Origin of the sequence: Pseudorhodoferax sp. Leaf267 (assembly GCF_001422405.1) — a bacterium.
Classification (GTDB): Bacteria; Pseudomonadota; Gammaproteobacteria; order Burkholderiales; family Burkholderiaceae_C; genus Pseudorhodoferax.
This window is the reverse complement of sequence record NZ_LMMV01000022.1, coordinates 304,347-322,826: the sequence shown is the minus strand read 5'-3', so window position 1 is coordinate 322,826 and position 18,480 is coordinate 304,347. Positions and strand designations below refer to the sequence as shown.

Annotated in this window: 17 protein-coding genes and 1 riboswitch; of the genes, 10 read left to right on the top strand and 7 right to left on the bottom strand. The window is 69.0% G+C overall.

Translation table 11 applies throughout. The features are described from left to right. Positions 1–75 precede the first annotated feature (75 nt). From ASF43_RS21325 to pth, 3 genes are all read left to right on the top strand, one after another. The gene (locus ASF43_RS21325; RefSeq protein ID WP_056185304.1) at positions 76–720 is read left to right on the top strand and encodes a 50S ribosomal protein L25/general stress protein Ctc; all 645 of its coding nucleotides are present in this window, start codon (positions 76–78) and stop codon (positions 718–720) included. A gap of 71 nt (positions 721–791) precedes the next feature. Further along, a complete protein-coding gene (locus ASF43_RS21320; RefSeq protein ID WP_056185301.1) occupies positions 792–1,766 on the top strand; it encodes a tripartite tricarboxylate transporter substrate binding protein in 975 nt (324 codons plus the stop codon). Positions 1,767–1,774: 8 nt separating this feature from the next. Continuing rightward, positions 1,775–2,395: an aminoacyl-tRNA hydrolase gene (gene pth, locus ASF43_RS21315; RefSeq protein ID WP_056185298.1), complete on the top strand. Its 621-nt coding sequence runs from the start codon at positions 1,775–1,777 to the stop codon at positions 2,393–2,395. Here pth and ASF43_RS21310 read toward each other — a convergent pair. Next, entirely contained in the window at positions 2,386–2,670 is a 285-nt protein-coding gene (locus ASF43_RS21310; RefSeq protein WP_056185294.1) for a YfhL family 4Fe-4S dicluster ferredoxin, read from the bottom strand. The genes pth and ASF43_RS21310 overlap by 10 nt on opposite strands. 101 nt (positions 2,671–2,771) lie before the next feature. Between ASF43_RS21310 and ASF43_RS21305 the strand changes: the two genes are divergently transcribed. The 6 genes from ASF43_RS21305 to ASF43_RS21280 all read left to right on the top strand — a co-directional run bounded on the left by ASF43_RS21305 (position 2,772) and on the right by ASF43_RS21280 (position 9,224). After that, positions 2,772–3,722, top strand: a complete 951-nt coding sequence (locus ASF43_RS21305) for an ABC transporter permease (RefSeq protein ID WP_056185291.1) — start codon at positions 2,772–2,774, stop codon at positions 3,720–3,722. Beyond that, entirely contained in the window at positions 3,719–4,582 is an 864-nt protein-coding gene (locus tag ASF43_RS21300; protein WP_056185289.1) for an ABC transporter permease, read from the top strand. Before ASF43_RS21305 ends, ASF43_RS21300 begins: the two co-directional genes overlap by 4 nt. Beyond that, complete coding sequence (locus ASF43_RS21295) at positions 4,579–5,565, top strand: ABC transporter ATP-binding protein (protein WP_056185287.1); 987 nt, start codon at positions 4,579–4,581, stop codon at positions 5,563–5,565. The genes ASF43_RS21300 and ASF43_RS21295 overlap by 4 nt, the downstream gene beginning before the upstream one ends. Further along, positions 5,562–6,365: an ATP-binding cassette domain-containing protein gene (locus ASF43_RS21290; protein ID WP_082498051.1), complete on the top strand. Its 804-nt coding sequence runs from the start codon at positions 5,562–5,564 to the stop codon at positions 6,363–6,365. The genes ASF43_RS21295 and ASF43_RS21290 overlap by 4 nt, the downstream gene beginning before the upstream one ends. Positions 6,366–6,429: 64 nt before the next feature. Beyond that, the gene (locus ASF43_RS21285; protein WP_056185279.1) at positions 6,430–7,917 is read left to right on the top strand and encodes an ABC transporter substrate-binding protein; all 1,488 of its coding nucleotides are present in this window, start codon (positions 6,430–6,432) and stop codon (positions 7,915–7,917) included. Between the two features lie 8 nt (positions 7,918–7,925). After that, the gene (locus tag ASF43_RS21280) at positions 7,926–9,224 is read left to right on the top strand and encodes a tetratricopeptide repeat protein (RefSeq protein WP_056185751.1); all 1,299 of its coding nucleotides are present in this window, start codon (positions 7,926–7,928) and stop codon (positions 9,222–9,224) included. A gap of 52 nt (positions 9,225–9,276) precedes the next feature. Here the strand turns inward: ASF43_RS21280 and metF are convergent, their stop codons facing one another. From metF to ahcY, 3 genes are all read right to left on the bottom strand, one after another. Continuing rightward, the gene (gene metF / locus ASF43_RS21275) at positions 9,277–10,122 is read right to left on the bottom strand and encodes a methylenetetrahydrofolate reductase [NAD(P)H] (protein ID WP_056185277.1); all 846 of its coding nucleotides are present in this window, start codon (positions 10,120–10,122) and stop codon (positions 9,277–9,279) included. Beyond that, positions 10,119–10,877: a TlyA family RNA methyltransferase gene (locus tag ASF43_RS21270; RefSeq protein ID WP_056185273.1), complete on the bottom strand. Its 759-nt coding sequence runs from the start codon at positions 10,875–10,877 to the stop codon at positions 10,119–10,121. Before ASF43_RS21270 ends, metF begins: the two co-directional genes overlap by 4 nt. Before the next feature lie 122 nt (positions 10,878–10,999). Then, complete coding sequence (gene ahcY / locus ASF43_RS21265; RefSeq protein WP_056185748.1) at positions 11,000–12,454, bottom strand: adenosylhomocysteinase; 1,455 nt, start codon at positions 12,452–12,454, stop codon at positions 11,000–11,002. Positions 12,455–12,518: 64 nt separating this feature from the next. Continuing rightward, positions 12,519–12,602: riboswitch (S-adenosyl-L-homocysteine riboswitch) on the bottom strand. Between the two features lie 150 nt (positions 12,603–12,752). Between ahcY and ASF43_RS21260 the strand changes: the two genes are divergently transcribed. Then, positions 12,753–14,870 (top strand): bifunctional diguanylate cyclase/phosphodiesterase, encoded by a 2,118-nt coding sequence (locus ASF43_RS21260; RefSeq protein ID WP_162241841.1) that lies wholly within the window; start codon positions 12,753–12,755, stop codon positions 14,868–14,870. An 8-nt stretch (positions 14,871–14,878) separates the two neighbouring features. Here the strand turns inward: ASF43_RS21260 and ASF43_RS21255 are convergent, their stop codons facing one another. Genes ASF43_RS21255 through ASF43_RS21245 form a run of 3 tightly spaced genes read right to left on the bottom strand, consistent with a single transcriptional unit; the run spans position 14,879 to position 18,384 of the window. Further along, a complete protein-coding gene (locus ASF43_RS21255) occupies positions 14,879–16,108 on the bottom strand; it encodes a lyase family protein (protein ID WP_056185269.1) in 1,230 nt (409 codons plus the stop codon). Between the two features lie 10 nt (positions 16,109–16,118). Beyond that, positions 16,119–16,952 carry a shikimate dehydrogenase gene (locus tag ASF43_RS21250; protein WP_056185265.1) on the bottom strand — a complete coding sequence of 278 codons (834 nt, stop codon included), beginning with the start codon at positions 16,950–16,952 and terminating at the stop codon, positions 16,119–16,121. A 31-nt stretch (positions 16,953–16,983) separates the two neighbouring features. Continuing rightward, a complete protein-coding gene (locus ASF43_RS21245; protein WP_056185263.1) occupies positions 16,984–18,384 on the bottom strand; it encodes an MFS transporter in 1,401 nt (466 codons plus the stop codon). Positions 18,385–18,480: the final 96 nt, after the last annotated feature.

Sequence of the window (18,480 nt, the reverse complement as noted above, 5' to 3'; positions counted from 1 at the left end):
ACGCCCTCGAGGCCGTGGCCGGCGTTTTTTCAACCGGAGTGGTGTTGGTCGCGACCCACTCTCACAGGAGTCACTATGAAATTCGTCGCTTACGAGCGCGCCAAGCAGGGCACGGGTGCGAGCCGCCGTCTCCGCATCACGGGCAAGACCCCCGGCATCGTCTATGGCGGTGCAGGCGAACCCCAGCTGATCGAGCTGGACCACAACGCGCTGTGGCATGCGCTGAAGAAGGAAGCCTTCCACTCGACCATCCTCGAGATGGAACTGGCCGGCCAGACCAACAAGGTTCTGCTGCGCGACGTGCAGATGCACCCGTTCCGCCAGCTGGTCCTGCACATCGACTTCCAGCGCGTGGACGCCAAGACTCGCATGAACCTGAAGGTGCCGCTGCACTTCAAGGGCGAAGAAGAGTCCGACGCCGTCAAGATCGATCAGAACCTGGTCAACCACGTGACCACCGAGCTCGAACTGAATTGCCTGCCGACCGACCTGCCCGAGTTCATCGAGGTCGACCTGTCCGGCCTGAAGAACAACGGCACCGTCACGCTGAAGGACATCAAGCTGCCCCGCGGCGTGAAGTGGGTCAGCCACGGCAAGAACAATCTGGTGCTGGCCTCCGCCACGCCGCCAGTGGTCGAAGAAGATCCGGCCGAAGTCGCCGCAGCGGCAGCCGCGGCTGCTGCAGCCGCCGCTGCCAAGCCTGCCAAGGGCAAGAAGTAAGCTTCGCCTGCGACAGCACGGCCCGCCTCGGCGGGCCTTTTTTTGCTCCTTCGCGTCACCGAGATTCACCCATGGCATCACGCACCTCCCGCATCCTGTCTACGCTGCTGCTGGCGACCGCAGCTAGCGCCGCCGTCGCCCAGAGCACGGCCATCCCCAAGACGGTCCGCATCGTCGTGGCCTACCCGGCAGGCGGCGTCAGCGACGTGGTCGCGCGTGCCCTGGCCGACAAGCTTGCGGCGCAATGGGGCAACAGCGTCATCATCGAGAACAAGGCCGGTGCCAGCGGCAGCATCGGCGTGGATGCCGTGGCCAAGGCCGCACCCGATGGCGTAACGCTGGGCTTCGCGGCCATCAGCCCGCTGGTGCTGAGCCCGCATCTGGGCAAGTCGCCTTTCGACCCGCTGAAGGACGTAGTGCCGGTCGCCAGCGTGATGTATTCGCCCGTGTTGCTGGCGGCGACACCGGCCAGCAGCAGTGCCGATTTCAAGACCCTGCTCGAGCAGGCCAAGGCCAGCCCCGGCGCCGTGCGCTGGGCGACTTCCGGCCAGGCCTCGCTGGGCCACATCATGCTGGCGCAGTTGCGTGCTGCCTCGGGCGTGGACATCACGCACATCCCCTACAAGGGCGGCGGCCAGCAGATCAACGACGCGCTGGGCGGGCAGTTCGAGATCCTGTCGACCAACGCCAGCCCAACGCTGACCAACCACATCCGCACCGGCAAGCTGCGCCCGCTCGCCGTGGGCGCCCCGGCGCGCCTGGAGAGCCTGCCCCAGGTGCCCACGCTGGCCGAACTAGGCTTCGCGGCGGCCAACCTGTCGTCGCAATTCGGCGTGTTTGCACCGGCCGGCACGCCGGCGGCATTGGTCGCGCAATACAACGCCGACATCAACAAGGCCCTGGCCGCACCCGACCTGCGCGCCAAGTTGCTGGCCACCGACAACGTGCCCACCGGCGGCAGCGCGGCCGACTTCGCGAAGACCATCGCCGCCGAGTACGAAAGCAACGGCCGCATCATCCGGGCTGCGCAGATCAAGGCGGAATAATCGCGGACATGATCAAGCTCTTCGTCGGCCTGGGCAACCCGGGCCCGGACTATGAACAGACGCGGCACAACGCCGGCTTCTGGTGGATCGATGCGCTCGCGCGCGAGCTCAAGGTGACGCTGGTGCCCGAGAAAAGCTACTGGGGCCTGGCCGCGCGCACGCAAGTGCAGGGCCAGACCGTCTGGCTGCTGGAGCCGCAGACCTTCATGAACCTGTCGGGCAAGTCGGTCGCGTCACTGGCGCGCTTCTTCAAGATCGCGCCCTCGGAGGTACTGGTCGCGCACGACGAGCTGGACATCGTGCCCGGCCAGGCCAAGCTCAAGCAGGGCGGCAGCCACGCCGGCCACAACGGCCTGCGCGACATCCATGCGCAACTGGGTTCAGCGGACTACTGGCGGCTGCGCCTGGGCATCGGCCACCCGGGCGCCAAGGACCAGGTGCTGGGCTGGGTACTCAAGAAGCCCTCACGCGAGCACCAGGACGCGATCGACGAGGCGATCGAGCGGTCCGTGCGCGCCCTGCCGCTGCTGGTGGCGGGCGACTTCACGCAGGCCATGATGCAGATCCACACCAGCAAGCCGCCCCGGCCCAAGCCTCCGCGGCCGGAGCTGCCCGCACCTCAGGCCTGAGGCGCGGCGTCCGAGACGGGCTTGCCGGCTTCGGCCTGCAGCCGGCGGTACTTGGCCCACAGTGACGCGTTGTCCTCGACGAAATCGGGGTGAATGGGGATGCAGGCCACGGGGCAGATCTGCACGCACTGCGGCTCGTCGAAGTGGCCCACGCACTCGGTGCAGCGCGAGGGCTCGATCTCGTAGATGCTCTCGCCCATGGAGATCGCATCGTTCGGGCACTCGGGCTCGCACACGTCGCAGTTGATGCATTCGTCGGTGATCGTGAGGGCCATGGGCGCGATTATCCCGCCGCGCCCGCGCCCACATAATGGCGGCGCACGATGACCCGCCCCGCACCAGGCCCAAGGCCGCCCTCTCCCGCCCGCGCCGCTGCATGAGCCTGTTCCTGGCCAAGCGCTTCGCCACGTTGGTCGCGACCCTGGTCGGCGCCTCGGTGATCGTGTTCCTGGTGCTGGACATCCTGCCCGGCAACGCCGCGCAGATCCTGATGGGCGCCGACGCCTCGCCCGAGGCCGTGGCCGCGCTGGCCACCAAGCTGGGCCTGGACCAGCCCGCCTGGGCGCGCTACTGGCACTGGGTCGGCGGCATGCTCACCGGCGACCTGGGCGACAGCTACGCCTACGGCTCGCCGGTGCTGGATCTGATCCTCGAACGCCTGGCGCTGACCGCGCCGCTGGCCTTCATGGCCATGGCGCTGACCACGGTGCTGGCCCTGCTCGTCGGCATCACAGCCGCGGCACGCCACAACAAGCTCGGCGACGTGGGCCTCATGGGCCTGGCCCAGGTGGGGATTGCGATCCCGAACTTCTGGTTCGCCATCCTGTTGATCCTGCTGTTCTCCGTGAAGCTGCAGTGGTTCTCGGCGGGGGGCTTCGATGGGTGGGGCGACGGCCTGCTGCCCGGCCTCAAGGCCTTGCTCCTGCCGGCCATCGCGCTGGCCGTGGTGCAGGCCGCGATCCTGGCGCGCATCACGCGCTCGGCCGTGCTCGAGGTCATGCGCGAGGACTTCGTGCGCACCGCCCGCGCCAAGGGCCTGGCGCAGCCCGCCGTGCTGTGGGGCCATGTGCTGCGCAACGCGCTGATCCCCGTCATCACGGTCATGGGCATGCAGTTCGCCGAGCTGATGGCCGGCACCATCGTGGTCGAGAACGTGTTCTACCTGCCGGGCCTGGGCCGGCTGATCTTCCAGTCCATCGCCAACCGCGACCTCGTCGTGGTGCGCAACTGCGTGATGCTGCTGGCGGCCATGGTGGTGGTCGTGAACTTCATCGTGGACCTGCTGTACGCCGTGATCGACCCGCGGCTCAAGGCCAGCGACGTATGAGTGCCGTCCTGCCCCGCAGCACCGCGCCCGGCTTCTGGCACCGCGCCCTGCGCCACCGCAGCTTCGTGCTCGGCGGCGTGCTGACGGCGCTGCTGTTGCTGGCCGCCGGCATGTCCTACCTGTGGACGCCCTGGCCGCCGCTGGAGATGGACATGGCCAACAAGCTGCAAGGCCCCAGCGCTGCGCACTGGCTGGGCACCGACGCGTTCGGCCGCGACGTGGCCTCGCTGCTGCTGGTCGGTGCGCGCGCGTCCATCCTGGTCGGCGTGATCGCCGTGGGCATCGGCCTGGTCGCCGGCACCGCGCTGGGCCTGCTTGCGGCGGCGCGGCGTGGCTGGGTCGAGGAGGCCATCATGCGCGTGGCCGACTTCTCGCTGGCCTTCCCGGCCATCCTGTCAGCCATCATGCTGACCGCCGTGTTCGGCCCCGGCATCGTGAACGCCATCGTTGCGATCGGCATCTACAACATCCCGATGTTCGCGCGCATCGCACGGGGCTCGGCCAACGCGGTCTGGGCGCGCGAATACGTGGCGGCCGCGCGCGCCTGCGGCAAGGGCCGCTTGGCGATCACCTTGCAGCATGTGCTGCCCAACATCTCGGCCGCGCTGATCGTGCAGATCACGATCCGCTTCGCGGTCGCCATCCTCGCCGAGGCCGCGCTGTCCTACCTGGGCCTGGGCACGCAGCCGCCGCAGCCGTCCTGGGGCCGCATGCTCAGTGAGGCGCAAACGCTGATGTTCCAGCAGCCGCTGCTCGCCGTGTTCCCGGGCATGGCCATCGCGCTGGCGGTGCTGGGCCTGAACCTGCTGGGCGACGGGCTGCGCGACCTGCTCGACCCACGCCTGGCGAGGGCGCGATGACCAGTCCCTTGCTGGAAGTGACGGACCTGCGCGTCGGCCTGCAAACGCAGCGCGGCCCGGCCGAGGCTGTGCGCGGCATCTCGTTCAGCCTGGCGCGCGGCGAGACGCTGGGCATCGTCGGCGAATCGGGCTGCGGCAAGTCCATCACCGTCATGTCGCTGATGGGCCTGCTGCCAGCCAACGCCACAGTGGGCGGGAGCATCCGTTTCGACGGCCAGGAACTCGTGGGCCTGCCCGAGCGCGCGCTGTGCGCGATCCGCGGCAACCGCATCGGCATGATCTTCCAGGAGCCCATGACGGCGCTGAATCCGGTGCACACGATCGGACGCCAGGTGGCCGAGCCGCTGCGGCTGCACCGTGGAATGTCCAAGGCCGCGGCACGCGCCGAGGCGCTGGCGCTGCTGGAGCGCGTGGGCATCCGCGATGCGGCATCGCGGCTGGACGCCTACCCGCACCAGTTCTCGGGCGGCCAGCGCCAGCGCATCGGCATCGCCATGGCGCTGGCCTGCGGCCCCGACCTCTTGATCGCCGACGAGCCCACGACGGCCCTGGACGTGACGATCCAGAAGCAGATCCTCGACCTGCTGGCCGAGCTGGTCGCCGAGCGCGGCATGGCGCTGATCCTGATCTCGCACGACCTGGGCGTGATCGCGCGCAGCGCCGCGCGCATGCTGGTGATGTACGGCGGCAGCGTGGTCGAGAGCGGGCCCACCGCGGCCGTGTTCGCGCAGCGCGCCCACCCCTACACGCAAGGCCTGTTCGCGGCCAGGCCGGCTCTGGGCGCGGCCAAGGGCCAGCGCCTGGCCACCATCGCGGGCAGCGTGCCCGAGCTGGTCGACCTGCCGCCCGGCTGCCCGTTCGCGGGCCGCTGCACGCACACCATCGCGGCCTGCCACACAACAGTGCCGCCCGCCGAGTGGCTGCCGCACGCGCATGCCGTGCGCTGCATCCGGCTGCACGAGATCACCGGGGCGACGGCATGACAGCCCTGCTCGAAGTCAGCGACCTGGTGCGCCACTACGCGCTGCCGCGCGAGAAGCTATTCGGCCCGGCGCCCGTCGTGCAGGCATTGAACGGCGTCAGCTTCACGCTGCAGGCCGGGCGCAGCCTGGGCATCGTCGGCGAATCGGGCTCGGGCAAGTCCACCATCGCACGGCTGGTGATGGCGCTGGACAAGCCGACCTCGGGCAGCGTGCGCCTGCAGGGCCTGGACCTGCACCAGGCCGACGCCGCCGCGCTCAAGACCGCGCGGCGCGACTTCCAGATGGTGTTCCAGGACCCGTACGGCTCGCTGGACCCGCGCCAGACCGTGGCCACCATCGTGGCCGAGCCGCTGGCCGCGCTGGCCGGCAGCAGCGCCAGGGAACGCCGCGAGCGCGCCGCCGAAACCTTGGCCGAGGTGGGCCTGCGCAGCAGCGACCTGGACAAGTACCCGCACGAGTTCTCGGGCGGCCAGCGCCAGCGCATCGCCATCGCGCGCGCCCTCATCACGCGGCCCAGGCTCATCGTCGCGGACGAGCCGGTCAGCGCGCTGGACGTGTCGGTGCAGGCCCAGGTGCTGAACTTGATGCAGGACCTGCGCGAGCGCCATGGCGTGAGCTACCTGCTGATCAGCCACGACCTGGCCGTGGTGCACCACCTGTGCGACGAGGTCTGCGTGCTGCACCGCGGCCTGGTCGTCGAGCGTGGCGACCCGGCCCAGCTGTTCGCCCATGCGCAGCACCCCTACACCCAGGCGCTGCTGGCCGCCGTGCCGCGCGCAGAGCCGCCGGACATGAGGTAAGGTCCGGCCCGTCTGCGCCTGTGCTGATGTCAGCTTTTTTGTTGTTCCGAGGAGCTCGATGACCATGTTGAACCGCCGCACCGTCCTTGCCACCAGCGCTGCCACGGCCCTCGCGGCCACGCTGCCGGCCACCGCCCAGTCCCGCAAGGACGCCATGGTGCTGGGCATGACGCTGGAGCCCACGGGCCTGGACCCGACGGCCAGCGCGGCCGCCTCGATCGCCGAGGTCACGCTCTACAGCATCTACGAGACGCTGACCAAGATCCAGCCCGACGGCCGCGTCGTGCCGCTGCTGGCCGAGAAGTGGGATGTCTCGCCCGACCTCAAGACCTACACCTTCCAGCTGCGCCGCGACGCCAAGTTCCACAACGGCGAGCCGTTCAACGCGCAAGCCGTCAAATTCAGCTTCGAGCGCGCGGGCGGTGAGAAGAGCACCAACAAGGACAAGCGCACCTTCGCCAACATCGGCGTGCAGGTCGTGGACGACTACACCGTCGTGCTGCTGAACAAGGAGATCGACCCCGACCTGCCCTTCCTGCTGGGCCAGGCCACGGCCATCATCGTGGAGCCCAAGAGCGCCGACACCAACGCCGCGCGCCCCGTGGGCACCGGCCCCTACCAGCTGGACGCCTACAACAAGGGCGCATCGCTCTCGCTCAAGAAGTGGCCGGCCTACCGCAACCCGGCCGCGGCCAAGCTCTCGCGCATCAGCTTTCGCTTCATCTCCGACCCGGCCGCGCAGGCCGCCTCGCTGCTGGCTGGCGACGTGGACGCGTTCCCGCGCATCGCCACGCGCGTGGTCGCGCAGTTCAAGGCCAACCCGCAGTTCCAGGTGATCCTGGCCGGCTCGCGCGCCAAGACCATCCTGGCCATCAACCACCGCCGCAAACCGCTGGACGACGTGCGCGTGCGCCGCGCCATCCTCTCGGCGATCGACCGCAAGACAGTGGTCGACGGCGCGGCCGACGGCTTCGGCACGCCGATCGGCAGCCACTACGTGCCCGGCGCGCCCGGGTTCGTGGACACCACCGGCGTCAACCCGTTCAACCTGGACAAGGCCAAGCAGCTCATGGCCGAGGCCGGCATCAAGACGCCGCTGGAGCTGACCATGACGCTGCCGCCGCCACCCTATGCGCGCCAGGGCGGCGAGGTCATCACGGCGCAGCTGGCCAAGATCGGCATCGCCGTGAAGACGCAGAACGTGGAATGGGCGCAGTGGCTGAGCGGCACCTACGGCGGTGGCTTCAACTACGACCTGTCCATCGTCTCGCATGTGGAGCCGTTCGACCTGGGCAACTACGCCAAGCCCGAGTACTACTGGGGCTACAACTCCAAGGCCTTCAGCGCGCTGTACGACAAGGTCATGGCCACGGGCAACGCGGCCGAGCGCAACAAGCTGCTCGGCGAGGCGCAGCGCCTGCTGGCGACCGATGCGGCCAACGGCTTCCTGTACCAGCCGGAGTTCCCCACCATCGCCAAGCGCAACGTGCGCGGGCTGTGGACCGCGCTGCCCATCTTCGCCAACGACCTGGGCGCTCTGTACTGGGCGTGACGCGCAGCATGCCGACCGACAGCCTGGGCAACCCGGTCACGCTGGAGCAGGCCGGCAGCCTGGCGCGCGTGGACGATTTCGTCGAAGGCTTCATCGCCTGCGAGGCGCGGGCGGTGCGCATCCTGGAGGTCGCCGGGCACGACCATGGCGCCAGCGTGCAGGCCTATGCGGCCGCGCTGCACATGTTCGCCGAGACGCCAACGGCACCCGCCAACGCCCGGCCCTTCCTGGCGCGCGCGCAGGCCGCACCGGATGCCACGCCGCGCGAGCAGCGTTTCATCGCGGCCATCGCAGCCTGGGTGGCAGGCGACATCGACGCCGCGATCCGGCTGCACGAGGAGCAGGCGACGCAGTTCCCGCGCGACCTTGTGTCCGTGAAGCTGGGCCAGTACCACCTGTTCAACCGCGGCGACGCGCCCGGCATGCTGCGGCTGGCGCGCGGCGTGCAGCCTGCGGCGGCCGACGTGCCCTACCTGCACGGCATGCTGGCCTTCGGCTGGGAGCAGTGCCACTACCTGCGCGAGGCCGAGGCCGCCGCGCGCCATGCCGTCGCCCTGTGCCGCAAGGAGCCCTGGGCCCACCATGCACTGGCCCATGTGATGCTGACCGAGGGCCGGCTGCGCGAGGGGCTGGACTTCCTGCACGGCGTGGCCGACAGCTGGACCGGGCTGAACTCCTTCATGGTCACGCACAACTGGTGGCACGTGGCCCTGTTCGCGCTGGACCTGGAGCAGCCCGAAGCCGTGCTGCGCCTGTACGACCAGCAGGTCTGGGGCGTGGCCAAGGACTATTCGCAGGACCAGATCAACGCTGTATCGCTGCTGGCGCGGCTGGAGCTGGCCGGCGTCGATGTGGGCACGCGTTGGCAGGATCTGGCCGACCACCTGGCGCCGCGCGTGGCCGACCATGTGCTGGCCTTCCTCGACCTGCAATACCTGTACGGCCTGGCCCGCGCGGGCCGGCCCGAGGCCGATGCGCTGTACGCCGGCCTGGTTGCGCATGCGCGGCAGGCCCCGGGCTGGCAGGCCGTGGCCGTGCCGGCCGCCACCGGGCTGCTGGCCCATGCACGCGGCGAACACCGGCGCGCGGCCGACGCACTGGCCACCGCCCTGCCCCGCTTGCGCGAGATCGGCGGCAGCCACGCGCAGCGCGACCTGTTCCAGCAGATCTACATCGACGCGCTGCTCCAAGGCGGCCAGGCCGTCGAGGCGCAGAACCTGCTGCAGCAGCAGGCCCGGCTGCAGCCCGAGTCCGCACGGCTGGCGCGCCAGGCACGGCAGGCCGCGCGCACTCTGCGCATCGCCTGACGCGCCGGGTGGCGCTGCCGGGCGCCCCGTCGAACGCGCTGCGCGCCCGGACTCAGAGCGCCAGCCGGCGGCACAGCTCCAGCGTGGCCACCGACTGGTTCATCGTGTAGAAGTGCAGCCCCGGCGCGCCGCCCGCGCGCAGCTGCTCGCACAGCGTGGCGACAACGTCCAGCCCGAAGGCCTTGATGGACGCCGTGTCGTCGCCGAAGGCCTGCAGCCGCAGCCGGATCCAGCGCGGGATCTCGGCACCCGACGCATCCGAGAAACGCATCAGCTGCGTCGAGCTGATGATGGGCATCACGCCCGGCACCACGGGCACGTCCAGCCCCATGCGCCGCGTGTCGTCGCAGAAGCGGAAGTACGCATCGGCGTTGTAGAAGTACTGCGTGATCGCGGCATTGGCGCCGGCCCGCACCTTGGCCGCATAGGCCTGCAGATCGGCCTCGGGCGAACGCGCCTGCGGGTGGATCTCGGGGTAGGCCGCCACTTCGATGTGGAAGGCGTCGCCCGTCTCGGCGCGGATGAAGGCCACCAGGTCGCTGGCGTAGTGGAACTCGCCGCCTGCGCCGTAGCCGCTGGGCAGGTCGCCGCGCAGCGCCACCAGGCGTTTCACGCCCATGGCGCGCAGCTCGGCCAGTTGCGTGCGCACGGTCTCGCGCGTGGCACCGATGCACGAGAAGTGCGAGGCCGCGTCCACGCCCTCGGCCAGGATCTCGGCCACGGCGCCGAAGGTGCCCTGCTGCGTGGAGCCGCCGGCGCCATACGTCACCGAGCAGAACAGCGGCTGGCGCGCGTACAGCGCCTGGCGCACGCCGCGCAGCTTGGCCACGCCTTCGGGCGTCTTCGGTGGAAAGAACTCGTAGCTGACCGGGAAGTCCGCTCTGGTGCTTGTGCTCATGTCTTCTTCTTTCCCAACATCCAGAATTCGCGGTTGCCATCGCCCCCGCTGATCACACTGTCCCACCAGCCCGCCATCTCCAGACCCAGGTCGGCGCAGCAGGCCGCGATGCGCGCGCGCACGATGGGGTACATGGCCTCGTCGCGCACGATGCCGCCCTTGCCCACCTGGCCCGGCTGCAGTTCGAACTGCGGCTTGACCAGCATCAGCAAATGGCCGTCATCGGCCAGCAGCGGCACGATGGCCGGCAGCACCAGCGTCTGCGAGATGAAGGACAGGTCGCCCACGATGAGGCCGAAGCCCTGCGCAGGCAGCTCCTCGCCCAGATCGTCGGCTTCGAGCGCGCGCGCATTGACACCCTCGATGCAGTGCACGCGCGCGTCCTGCTGGATGTGCGGGTGGACCTGGTTGCTGCCCACGTCCACGCCGACCACGCGCGCCGCGCCGTGCTGCAACAGGCAATCGGTGAAGCCTCCGGTGGACTGGCCCACGTCCAGACAGGTCAGCCCCGTCGGGTCCAGGCCGCTGGCCTTGAGCGCACCTTCCAGCTTGAGCCCGCCGCGCGACACATAACGCGCCTCGGCATCGTCCTCGAGCCGCAGCTCGGCCTCGGCCGGCAGCTCGTCCTTGTTCTTGCCCACGGCCTTCCAGGGTGCATCGCCCACGCGCCATGACAGGCCCGCGGCAATCAGCCGCTGGGCCTGTGAGCGTGACGCGGCCAGGCCGCGGTCGACGAGAAGTTGATCAGCACGCATGGCGTTCCAATAAGCACGGCCAAAGGCCGGAGATGCCGCGGCACCGGCTCTGCCGGGCCGCAGGCGCGCCCTCTTCAAGGGGGTTGGCGAACCGACCCCAGGGCCGCGCGAGCCGGGTTGGCTCAGTACCTGTAGGTGTCGGGCTTGTACGGGCCCTGCACCGGCACGCCGATGTAGGCGGCCTGCTCTTCGGTCAGCTCGGTCAGCATGGCGCCGACCTTCTTCAGGTGCAGGCGAGCCACTTTTTCGTCCAGGTGCTTGGGCAGCACGTAGACTTTGCCGGGCTCGTACTTGTCGGACTTGGTGAACAGCTCGATCTGCGCGATGGTCTGGTTCGCGAAGCTGGACGACATCACGAAGCTCGGGTGGCCCGTGCCGCAGCCTAGGTTCACGAGGCGGCCCTTGGCCAGCATGATGATCTTCTTGCCGTCCGGGAAGGTAATGTGGTCGACCTGCGGCTTGATCTCGTCCCACTCGTACTTCTCGAGCGAGGCGATGTCGATCTCGTTGTCGAAGTGGCCGATGTTGCAGACGATGGCCTGGTCTTTCATGGCCAGCATGTGCTCGTGGCGGATGATGCCCTTGTTGCCGGTGGTGGTCACGAAGATGTCGGCCTTGTCGGCGGCGTACTCCATGGTCACGACCTTGTAGCCTTCCATCGCGGCCTGCAGCGCGTTGATGGGGTCGATCTCGGTGACCCACACCTGAGCCGACAGCGCGCGCAGCGCCTGGGCCGAGCCCTTGCCGACGTCGCCGTAGCCGGCCACGACCGCCACCTTGCCGGCGATCATCACGTCGGTGGCGCGCTTGATGCCGTCGACCAGCGACTCACGGCAGCCGTACAGGTTGTCGAACTTGCTCTTGGTCACCGAGTCGTTCACGTTGATGGCGCGGAACGGCAGCGTGCCCTTGGCGCTCATCTCGTTCAGGCGATGCACGCCGGTGGTGGTCTCTTCGGTCACGCCGATGATCTGCGCGGCCTTGCGCGTGTACCAGGTCGGGTCCACGGCCAGCTTGGCCTTGATCGCGGCGTACAGGCAGGTCTCTTCCTCGCTCGTGGGGTTGGCCACGACCGAGATGTCCTTCTCGGCGCGCTGGCCCAGGATCATCAGCAGCGTGGCATCGCCTCCGTCGTCCAGGATCATGTTGGGGCCTTCGCCCTCGCTGTCCTTGGAGCCGAACTCGAAGATGCGGTGCGTGAAATCCCAGTACTCGGCCAGGGTCTCGCCCTTGTGCGCGAAGACGGGCGTGCCGACGCCGCCATGGGCGCCGTTGGCCACCAGCGCCGCGGCCGCGTGGTCCTGCGTGGAGAAGATGTTGCACGAGGCCCAGCGCACGCTGGCACCGAGCGCCTGCAGCGTCTCCACCAACACGGCGGTCTGGATCGTCATGTGGATGCTGCCGGTGATGCGCGCACCCTTCAAGGGCTGCGTCTTGGCGAATTCTTCGCGGATGGCCATCAGGCCGGGCATCTCGGTCTCGGCGATCCTGATTTCCTTGCGGCCCCAGGCGGCCAGGCCCAGGTCGGCGATCGCGAAGTCGGCGTTCAGTTCTTTGGAAGAGGAAGGGGCGTTCATCATGTGCTCCATGAGGGCAGGTGGAAGACGCCACGTTCTGAAGGAGAAAACTCACCGCACAGAGCGTGGGCGAGCGTCGTTGCAATTAAATCCGAGCCTCGCGACTGCACCGTGAACACGGCGGGCCGCTGCAACGCTCCTCGGAAAGGCGTGGATTATAAGGACGCGGCCTCGCTGGCGTCGAGCCACCACTTGCAAACTCCATAAACACAATCAGCGCATCGATCTGCGTATACCGCGCAAAAGTTGACGCATACGCGTGGGCAATCGGACGAATCGTCGTCACAATATGCCCAGCATGGACGCAACCGATACACCGTTGGGCCCCGGATCCGACGCCCTTGCGTCGTCGGATTTCTCCACCCTGTTCGACTTCCTGCCGATTGGCGCGTACCGCTCGTCGCCGGACGGCCGGCAGCTGCGCGCGAATCCGGCACAGGTTCGGCTCAATGGCTACGACACCGAAGCCGAACTGGTCGCGGCCGTGCGCGACATCGCCGCGGAGTGGTACGTCGACCCGCAGCGCCGCGCCGTGTTCAAGGCACAGCTGGAGCGTGATGGTTACGTGCGCGGCTTCGTGTCGGAGGTGCACCGGCACAGGACGCGCGAGCGCATCTGGGTCAGCGAGAACGCCCACGTGGTGCGCGACGCTGGAGGCAACATCCTGTTCTACGAGGGAACGGTGGAAGACATCACGGAACGCATGAGCAATGAAGCGGCGCTGCGCCAGCGCGACGAGATCTGGAAGCTGGCCCTGGAGAGCACCGGCGACGGCGTGTGGGACTGGAACCTGGCCCAGGGCGTGGCCGTGCTGTCGCGCCGCTGCCTGGAAATGTACGGCCTGACCCTGGAGGAGATGCAGGGCGATCCGCAATACCTGGACAAGCGCACCCACCCTGACGACCTGGCGCTGCTGCGCCGCGACCGCCAGGCGCACCTGGACGGGCTGGCCCCCACCTACGTCAACGAACACCGCATCCTGTGCAAGGACGGCAGCTGGAAATGGGTGCTCACGCGCGGCATGGTGATCAGCCGCGACGCCAATGGCGCGGCCCTGCGCATGGTGGGCACGCACACCGACATCACGCAGCGCAAGGAAGCCGAGGCGCTGATCTGGCACCAGGCCAACTTCGACGCGCTGACGGGCCTGCCGAACCGCCGCATGCTGCGCGACCGGCTCACGCAGCACATGCTGCGCTGCGACCGCGAGCGCCTTCAGCTGGCCTTGCTGTTCATCGACCTGGACCATTTCAAGCAGGTCAACGACACGCTGGGCCATGAGGGCGGCGACCAGCTGCTGATCGAGGCCGCGCGGCGCCTGACGCGGTGCGTACGGGCCTCGGACACCGTGGCCCGCATGGGCGGCGACGAGTTCACGGTGGTGCTGCCCGAGCTGCACGGCACGCACGAGGTCGAGCGCACGGTGCAGGACATCCTGCGCGAGCTGGCCAGCGAGTTCCGCTTCGGCAACGACCGCACCTTCGTGACGGCCAGCATCGGCATCACCTTCTACGCTGGCGACACGAGCAGTGTGGACGACCTGCTGCGCCAGGCCGACCAGGCCTTGTACGTGGCCAAGGGCGCCGGCCGCAACCGCTTCGGCTACTTCACGCCGGCACTGCAGGAGGGCGCGCAGCAGCGCGCGCGCGTGGCCAACGACCTGCACGGCGCGCTGGCGGCGCAGCAGTTCCGGGTGGAATACCAGCCCATCGTGGCGCTGGCCACCGGGCGCGTGCACAAGGCCGAGGCCCTGCTGCGCTGGCACCACCCGCAGCGCGGCCTGGTGCCGCCCGTGGAGTTCGTACCCATCGCAGAGGCCAACGGGCTGATCATCAGCATCGGCGAGTGGGTGTTCCGCGAGTCCGCGCGCCAGGTGCTGCAGTGGCGCGAGCGCATCGACCCGGGCTTCCAGATCAGTGTCAACAAGTCGCCCGTGCAGTTCCACCGCGCCAAGGCCGAGCGCCAGACCTGGGTGCGCGCGCTGACCATGCTGCGCCTGCCGCGCCGCGCGCTGACCGTGGAGATCACCGAAGGCCTGCTGCTGGACACCAGCGCCGACGTGGCCAACCACCTGGTGGCGCTGCGCGCGGCCGGCATCGGGGTGTCGCTGGACGACTTCGGCACTGGCTATTCCTCGCTGTCGTACCTGCAGCAGTACGACATCGACTACATCAAGATCGACAAGTCCTTCGTCAGCGGCCTGGCGCCCTTTTCCAACGACCTGGTGCTGTGCAAGGCCATGATCGTGATGGCGCACCAGCTGGGCATCTCGGTGATCGCCGAAGGCGTGGAGACGCCTGCGCAGCGCGACCTGTTGCTCGAGGCCGGCTGCGACTACGCCCAGGGCTTCCTGTTCGCCCCGCCCATGCCGGCCGAGCGTTTCGAGGCCTGGATGGAAGAGCGGCGCACCGCCTGAGGGCGGCGTCAGGCCGCCAGCTGCGCGCGCAGCAGCGCGGTGCGCTCGCGGGCCAGCAGGCCGGCGCCGTCGGCCAGGCCCAGGCCGAACCACTCCTCGGCGGCGGCAGGCGGCAAGCCGGCACGCACACTGTCGATGTTGGCGCGCATGCGGGCCGGGTCCACGCGCAGGCCGGGCAAGGCCCGGGCCAGGGCGCGCAGGCTGCCATGCGCGGCCATCACCAGCTGCGGCCACTCGGCCAGCTCGGCCTGCCAGGCGCCGAGCGCGCGCTCGTGCTGCTGCGCCATGGCGGCCAGCAGGGCGGCCACGCGCTGCGGCACGCGCTGCGCAGCGGCCAGCGCCACCATGGACGCGACCGGGTTGCTCTTGTGCACCATCACCGAGGAACTGCCCCGGCCCTGCTCCACGGGCTCCATGACCTCGCCGACCTCGTGCTGGTTCAAGAGCGCGATGTCGGTGGCGATCTTGCCCAGGCTGCCGGTCAAGAGGCCCAGCTCGCAGCCCAGCGCCACCCATTCGTCGCGCTGGCTATGCCAGTCCGCGCCGCCATCACGCAGGCCCAGGTCGGCTGCCATGCGCGCGCGCACGGCAGCGGCACGCGCCAGGGCGACGTCCGTCGCATCGCCTCGTGCGGCCCGCATCTGGGCCAGCGAGCCGACCACGCCGCCGAGCTGCAGTTGCAGCGCATCGTGCGCGGCGCGGCGCAGCCGGTTCCGCGCGCGCACCAGCGGCGCGGCCCAGCCCACGCACTTGAAGCCGAAGCTGATGACCGAGGCGGGCTGCATCAGCGTGCGCGCCAGCATGGGCGTGGCGGCATGGCGTTCGGCATGCGCCAGCAGCGCCTCGATGGCGACCAGCAGGTCTGCCTCGACCAGCGCGATGGCCTCGCGCGTGACCAGCACCAGCGCGCTGTCGATCATGTCCTGGCTGGTGGTGCCGAAATGCGTGAACGCCACGGCCTCGGGGTTGAACAGGCCGACGTTCTCCTTGAGCGCGCGCACCAACGGGATCGCCACGCTGCCGGCATGGCCGCTGTCGCGCACGATCTTGTCGACATCGAACAGCTCGACCTGGCAGGTGCCGACGATGGACTGCGCCGCCGACGCCGGGATCAGCCCCTCGGCCGCCTGCGCGCGCGCCAGGGCGGCCTCGAAACGCAGCATGGCGGCCACGAAGTTGTGGCCGCCGAAGGTGGTGAGCGCCTGCGGCGTCGAGAGGAAGCCGTCGAAGATGCTCACGGCGCCGCGGTCAATACTGCAGCGTGGCCACGGCCCGCAGCGCCTCGGCCGTCGTGGTGCCGAAGCCGAAGAACTCCAGGTAGGCCGGGATCTGCTCAAACAGCATGTCGGTGCCCACCTGCACCTGGCAGCCCTTGTCGATGGCCGCGCGCAGCAGCGGCGTGATCTCGGTCTTCATGACGACCTCGCCGACGAAGGTCGTGGGCGCGATGCGGGCCACATCGAAAGGCAGCGGGTCGCCTTCCTTCATGCCCAACGGCGTGGCGTTGACGATGACGTCGTAGCCGGCCGGGTCGTTCCTGCCCGTGCGCACCACGAGTTGCGGATAGTGCGCGCGCAACCGGCCGGCCAGTGCCTCGGCCGAGGCCACGTAGGCATCGAACAGCGCCAGCTCGGCCGCACCGGCCGCCGCGATGGACGCGGCAATCGCCGAGCCCACGCCGCCCGCGCCGGAGACCAGCACGCGCGCGCCCTCGAAGCTGCGGCCCTTGCGCTGCACGCCGCGCACGAAGCCGGCGCCGTCGAACATGTCGCCCAACAGCGTGCCGTCGGGGCGCTTGAGGATGGCGTTGCAGGCGCCGGCCACGCGGGCCGTGGGCGTGGTCTCGTCGACCAGTGCCATCGTCGTCACCTTGTGCGGCATGGTGACCAGCGCGCCGCGCAGGTTGGAAAACCGCATGATCTGCGGCAGCGCGGCGGCGTAGTCCTCGGGCCGCACGCCCATGGGCACGACCACCGCGTCGATGCCCTGCTGGTCGAACCAGGGGTTGTAGATCATCGGCGCCTTGAAGCTCTCGGTGGGAAAGCCCAGGTGCGCGATCAGAGTGGTCTTGCCGGAAATCATGGCGTGCTCGCTGCGTTGGGTGGAGGGCGGATCAGTGGGCGGCGCGGCCTTCGGCCACGGCCTGTTCACGCAGGCGATGGTAAGTCGCCAGGTCCACCGGCTGGGCATCGGGCTGGCCCAGGTCGTTCATGGCGATGCGGTAGGTCTCCCGGGCGCTGGCCGCGGCCAGCGCGGCGATCACCGTGATGCCGAAGGCGATGGCGCCCACGGTCAGCCAGATGTTCTGCGCACCGGGCGGGGCGACGACGGTGAACAGCGCCGGCAGCATGGCGGTGACGGCCGTGCCCACGTTCTGCGAGATGGCCATGGCCGAGACGCGGGTGCGGGTGGGGAACAGTTCCGGGTAGAAGCTGGGGAACACGGCGTTGTAGCCCTGGTAGACCACGCCCCACATCAGGAGCGACATCACGATGGCCAGCGTCACGCTGTGGATGCTGATGGCGTACAGGTAACCGAAGGCCAGCAGGCCCGAGGCCAGCGCGCCGATGATCAGGGGCGGCTTGCGGCCGACCTTGTCCGACAGGTTGCCCACGAAGGGGATCACCAGCACGGCCAGGATGTTGCCCATCACCGGGATCCACAGGTACACGTCCTTGGCGAAGCCGATGCCATAGGCCGGCTGCACGGCGTAGGCGGCACCGAAGATGGTGGCCACGACCGGGATCACGTTCATGAGCGCCATCAGCACGACGCGCAGCATGTCCTTCCAGGAGTACTTGAAGGCGTCCAGGATCGGCGAGCGGGCGCGCTGCGTCTGCACGCTCTTGTCGGTGAAGGCGGGGGTCTCGTCCACTTCGCGGCGGATGATGTAGCCGGCCACGATCACGATAAAGGAGAGCAGGAACGGAACGCGCCAGCCCCAGGTGTTGAAGGATTCTTCGGGCATGTAGTGCGCCAGCGGCAGGAACACGGCAGCCGCCAGGATCTGGCCGGCCTGCACGCCCTGCAGCGTGAAGCTGGCGAAAAAGCCACGGCGGCCGAAGGGTGCATGCTCCAGGATCATGGAGCTGGCACCGGAGATCTCGCCGGCGACGGCGAAGCCCTGGATCAGGCGGCAGACCACCAGCAGGAACGGGGCCCACAGGCCGATCTGATCGTAGGTGGGCAACAGGCCCACGGCGATGGTCGAAAAGCCCATCAGGAACATGCACCATACCAGCACCTGCTTGCGGCCGTGCGTGTCGCCGATGTGGCCCAGCACGAAGGCGCCGATGGGGCGGGCCACGTAGCCCACGCCGTAGGTGGCCAGCGAGGCGATGATGGCGATGCCGGGGTCGCCCTTGGGAAAGAAAATCTGCGGAAAGATCAACGCCGCGGCCGTGGCGTAGATGAAGAAGTCGTAGTACTCCAGGGCCGAGCCGATCCAGCCGCTGGCGGCGGCCTTCTTCGACTGATGCCGGCCCGTGGGCTCATGGACGGTGGTGGTGCTCATCAGTGTCTCCAATGTTTGATCGACAATCGCACGCTCCATGCGTCCGATGGGTTGAATCTACGGAATTAAGACGCTAGACAATAGGCTTGCGATGGC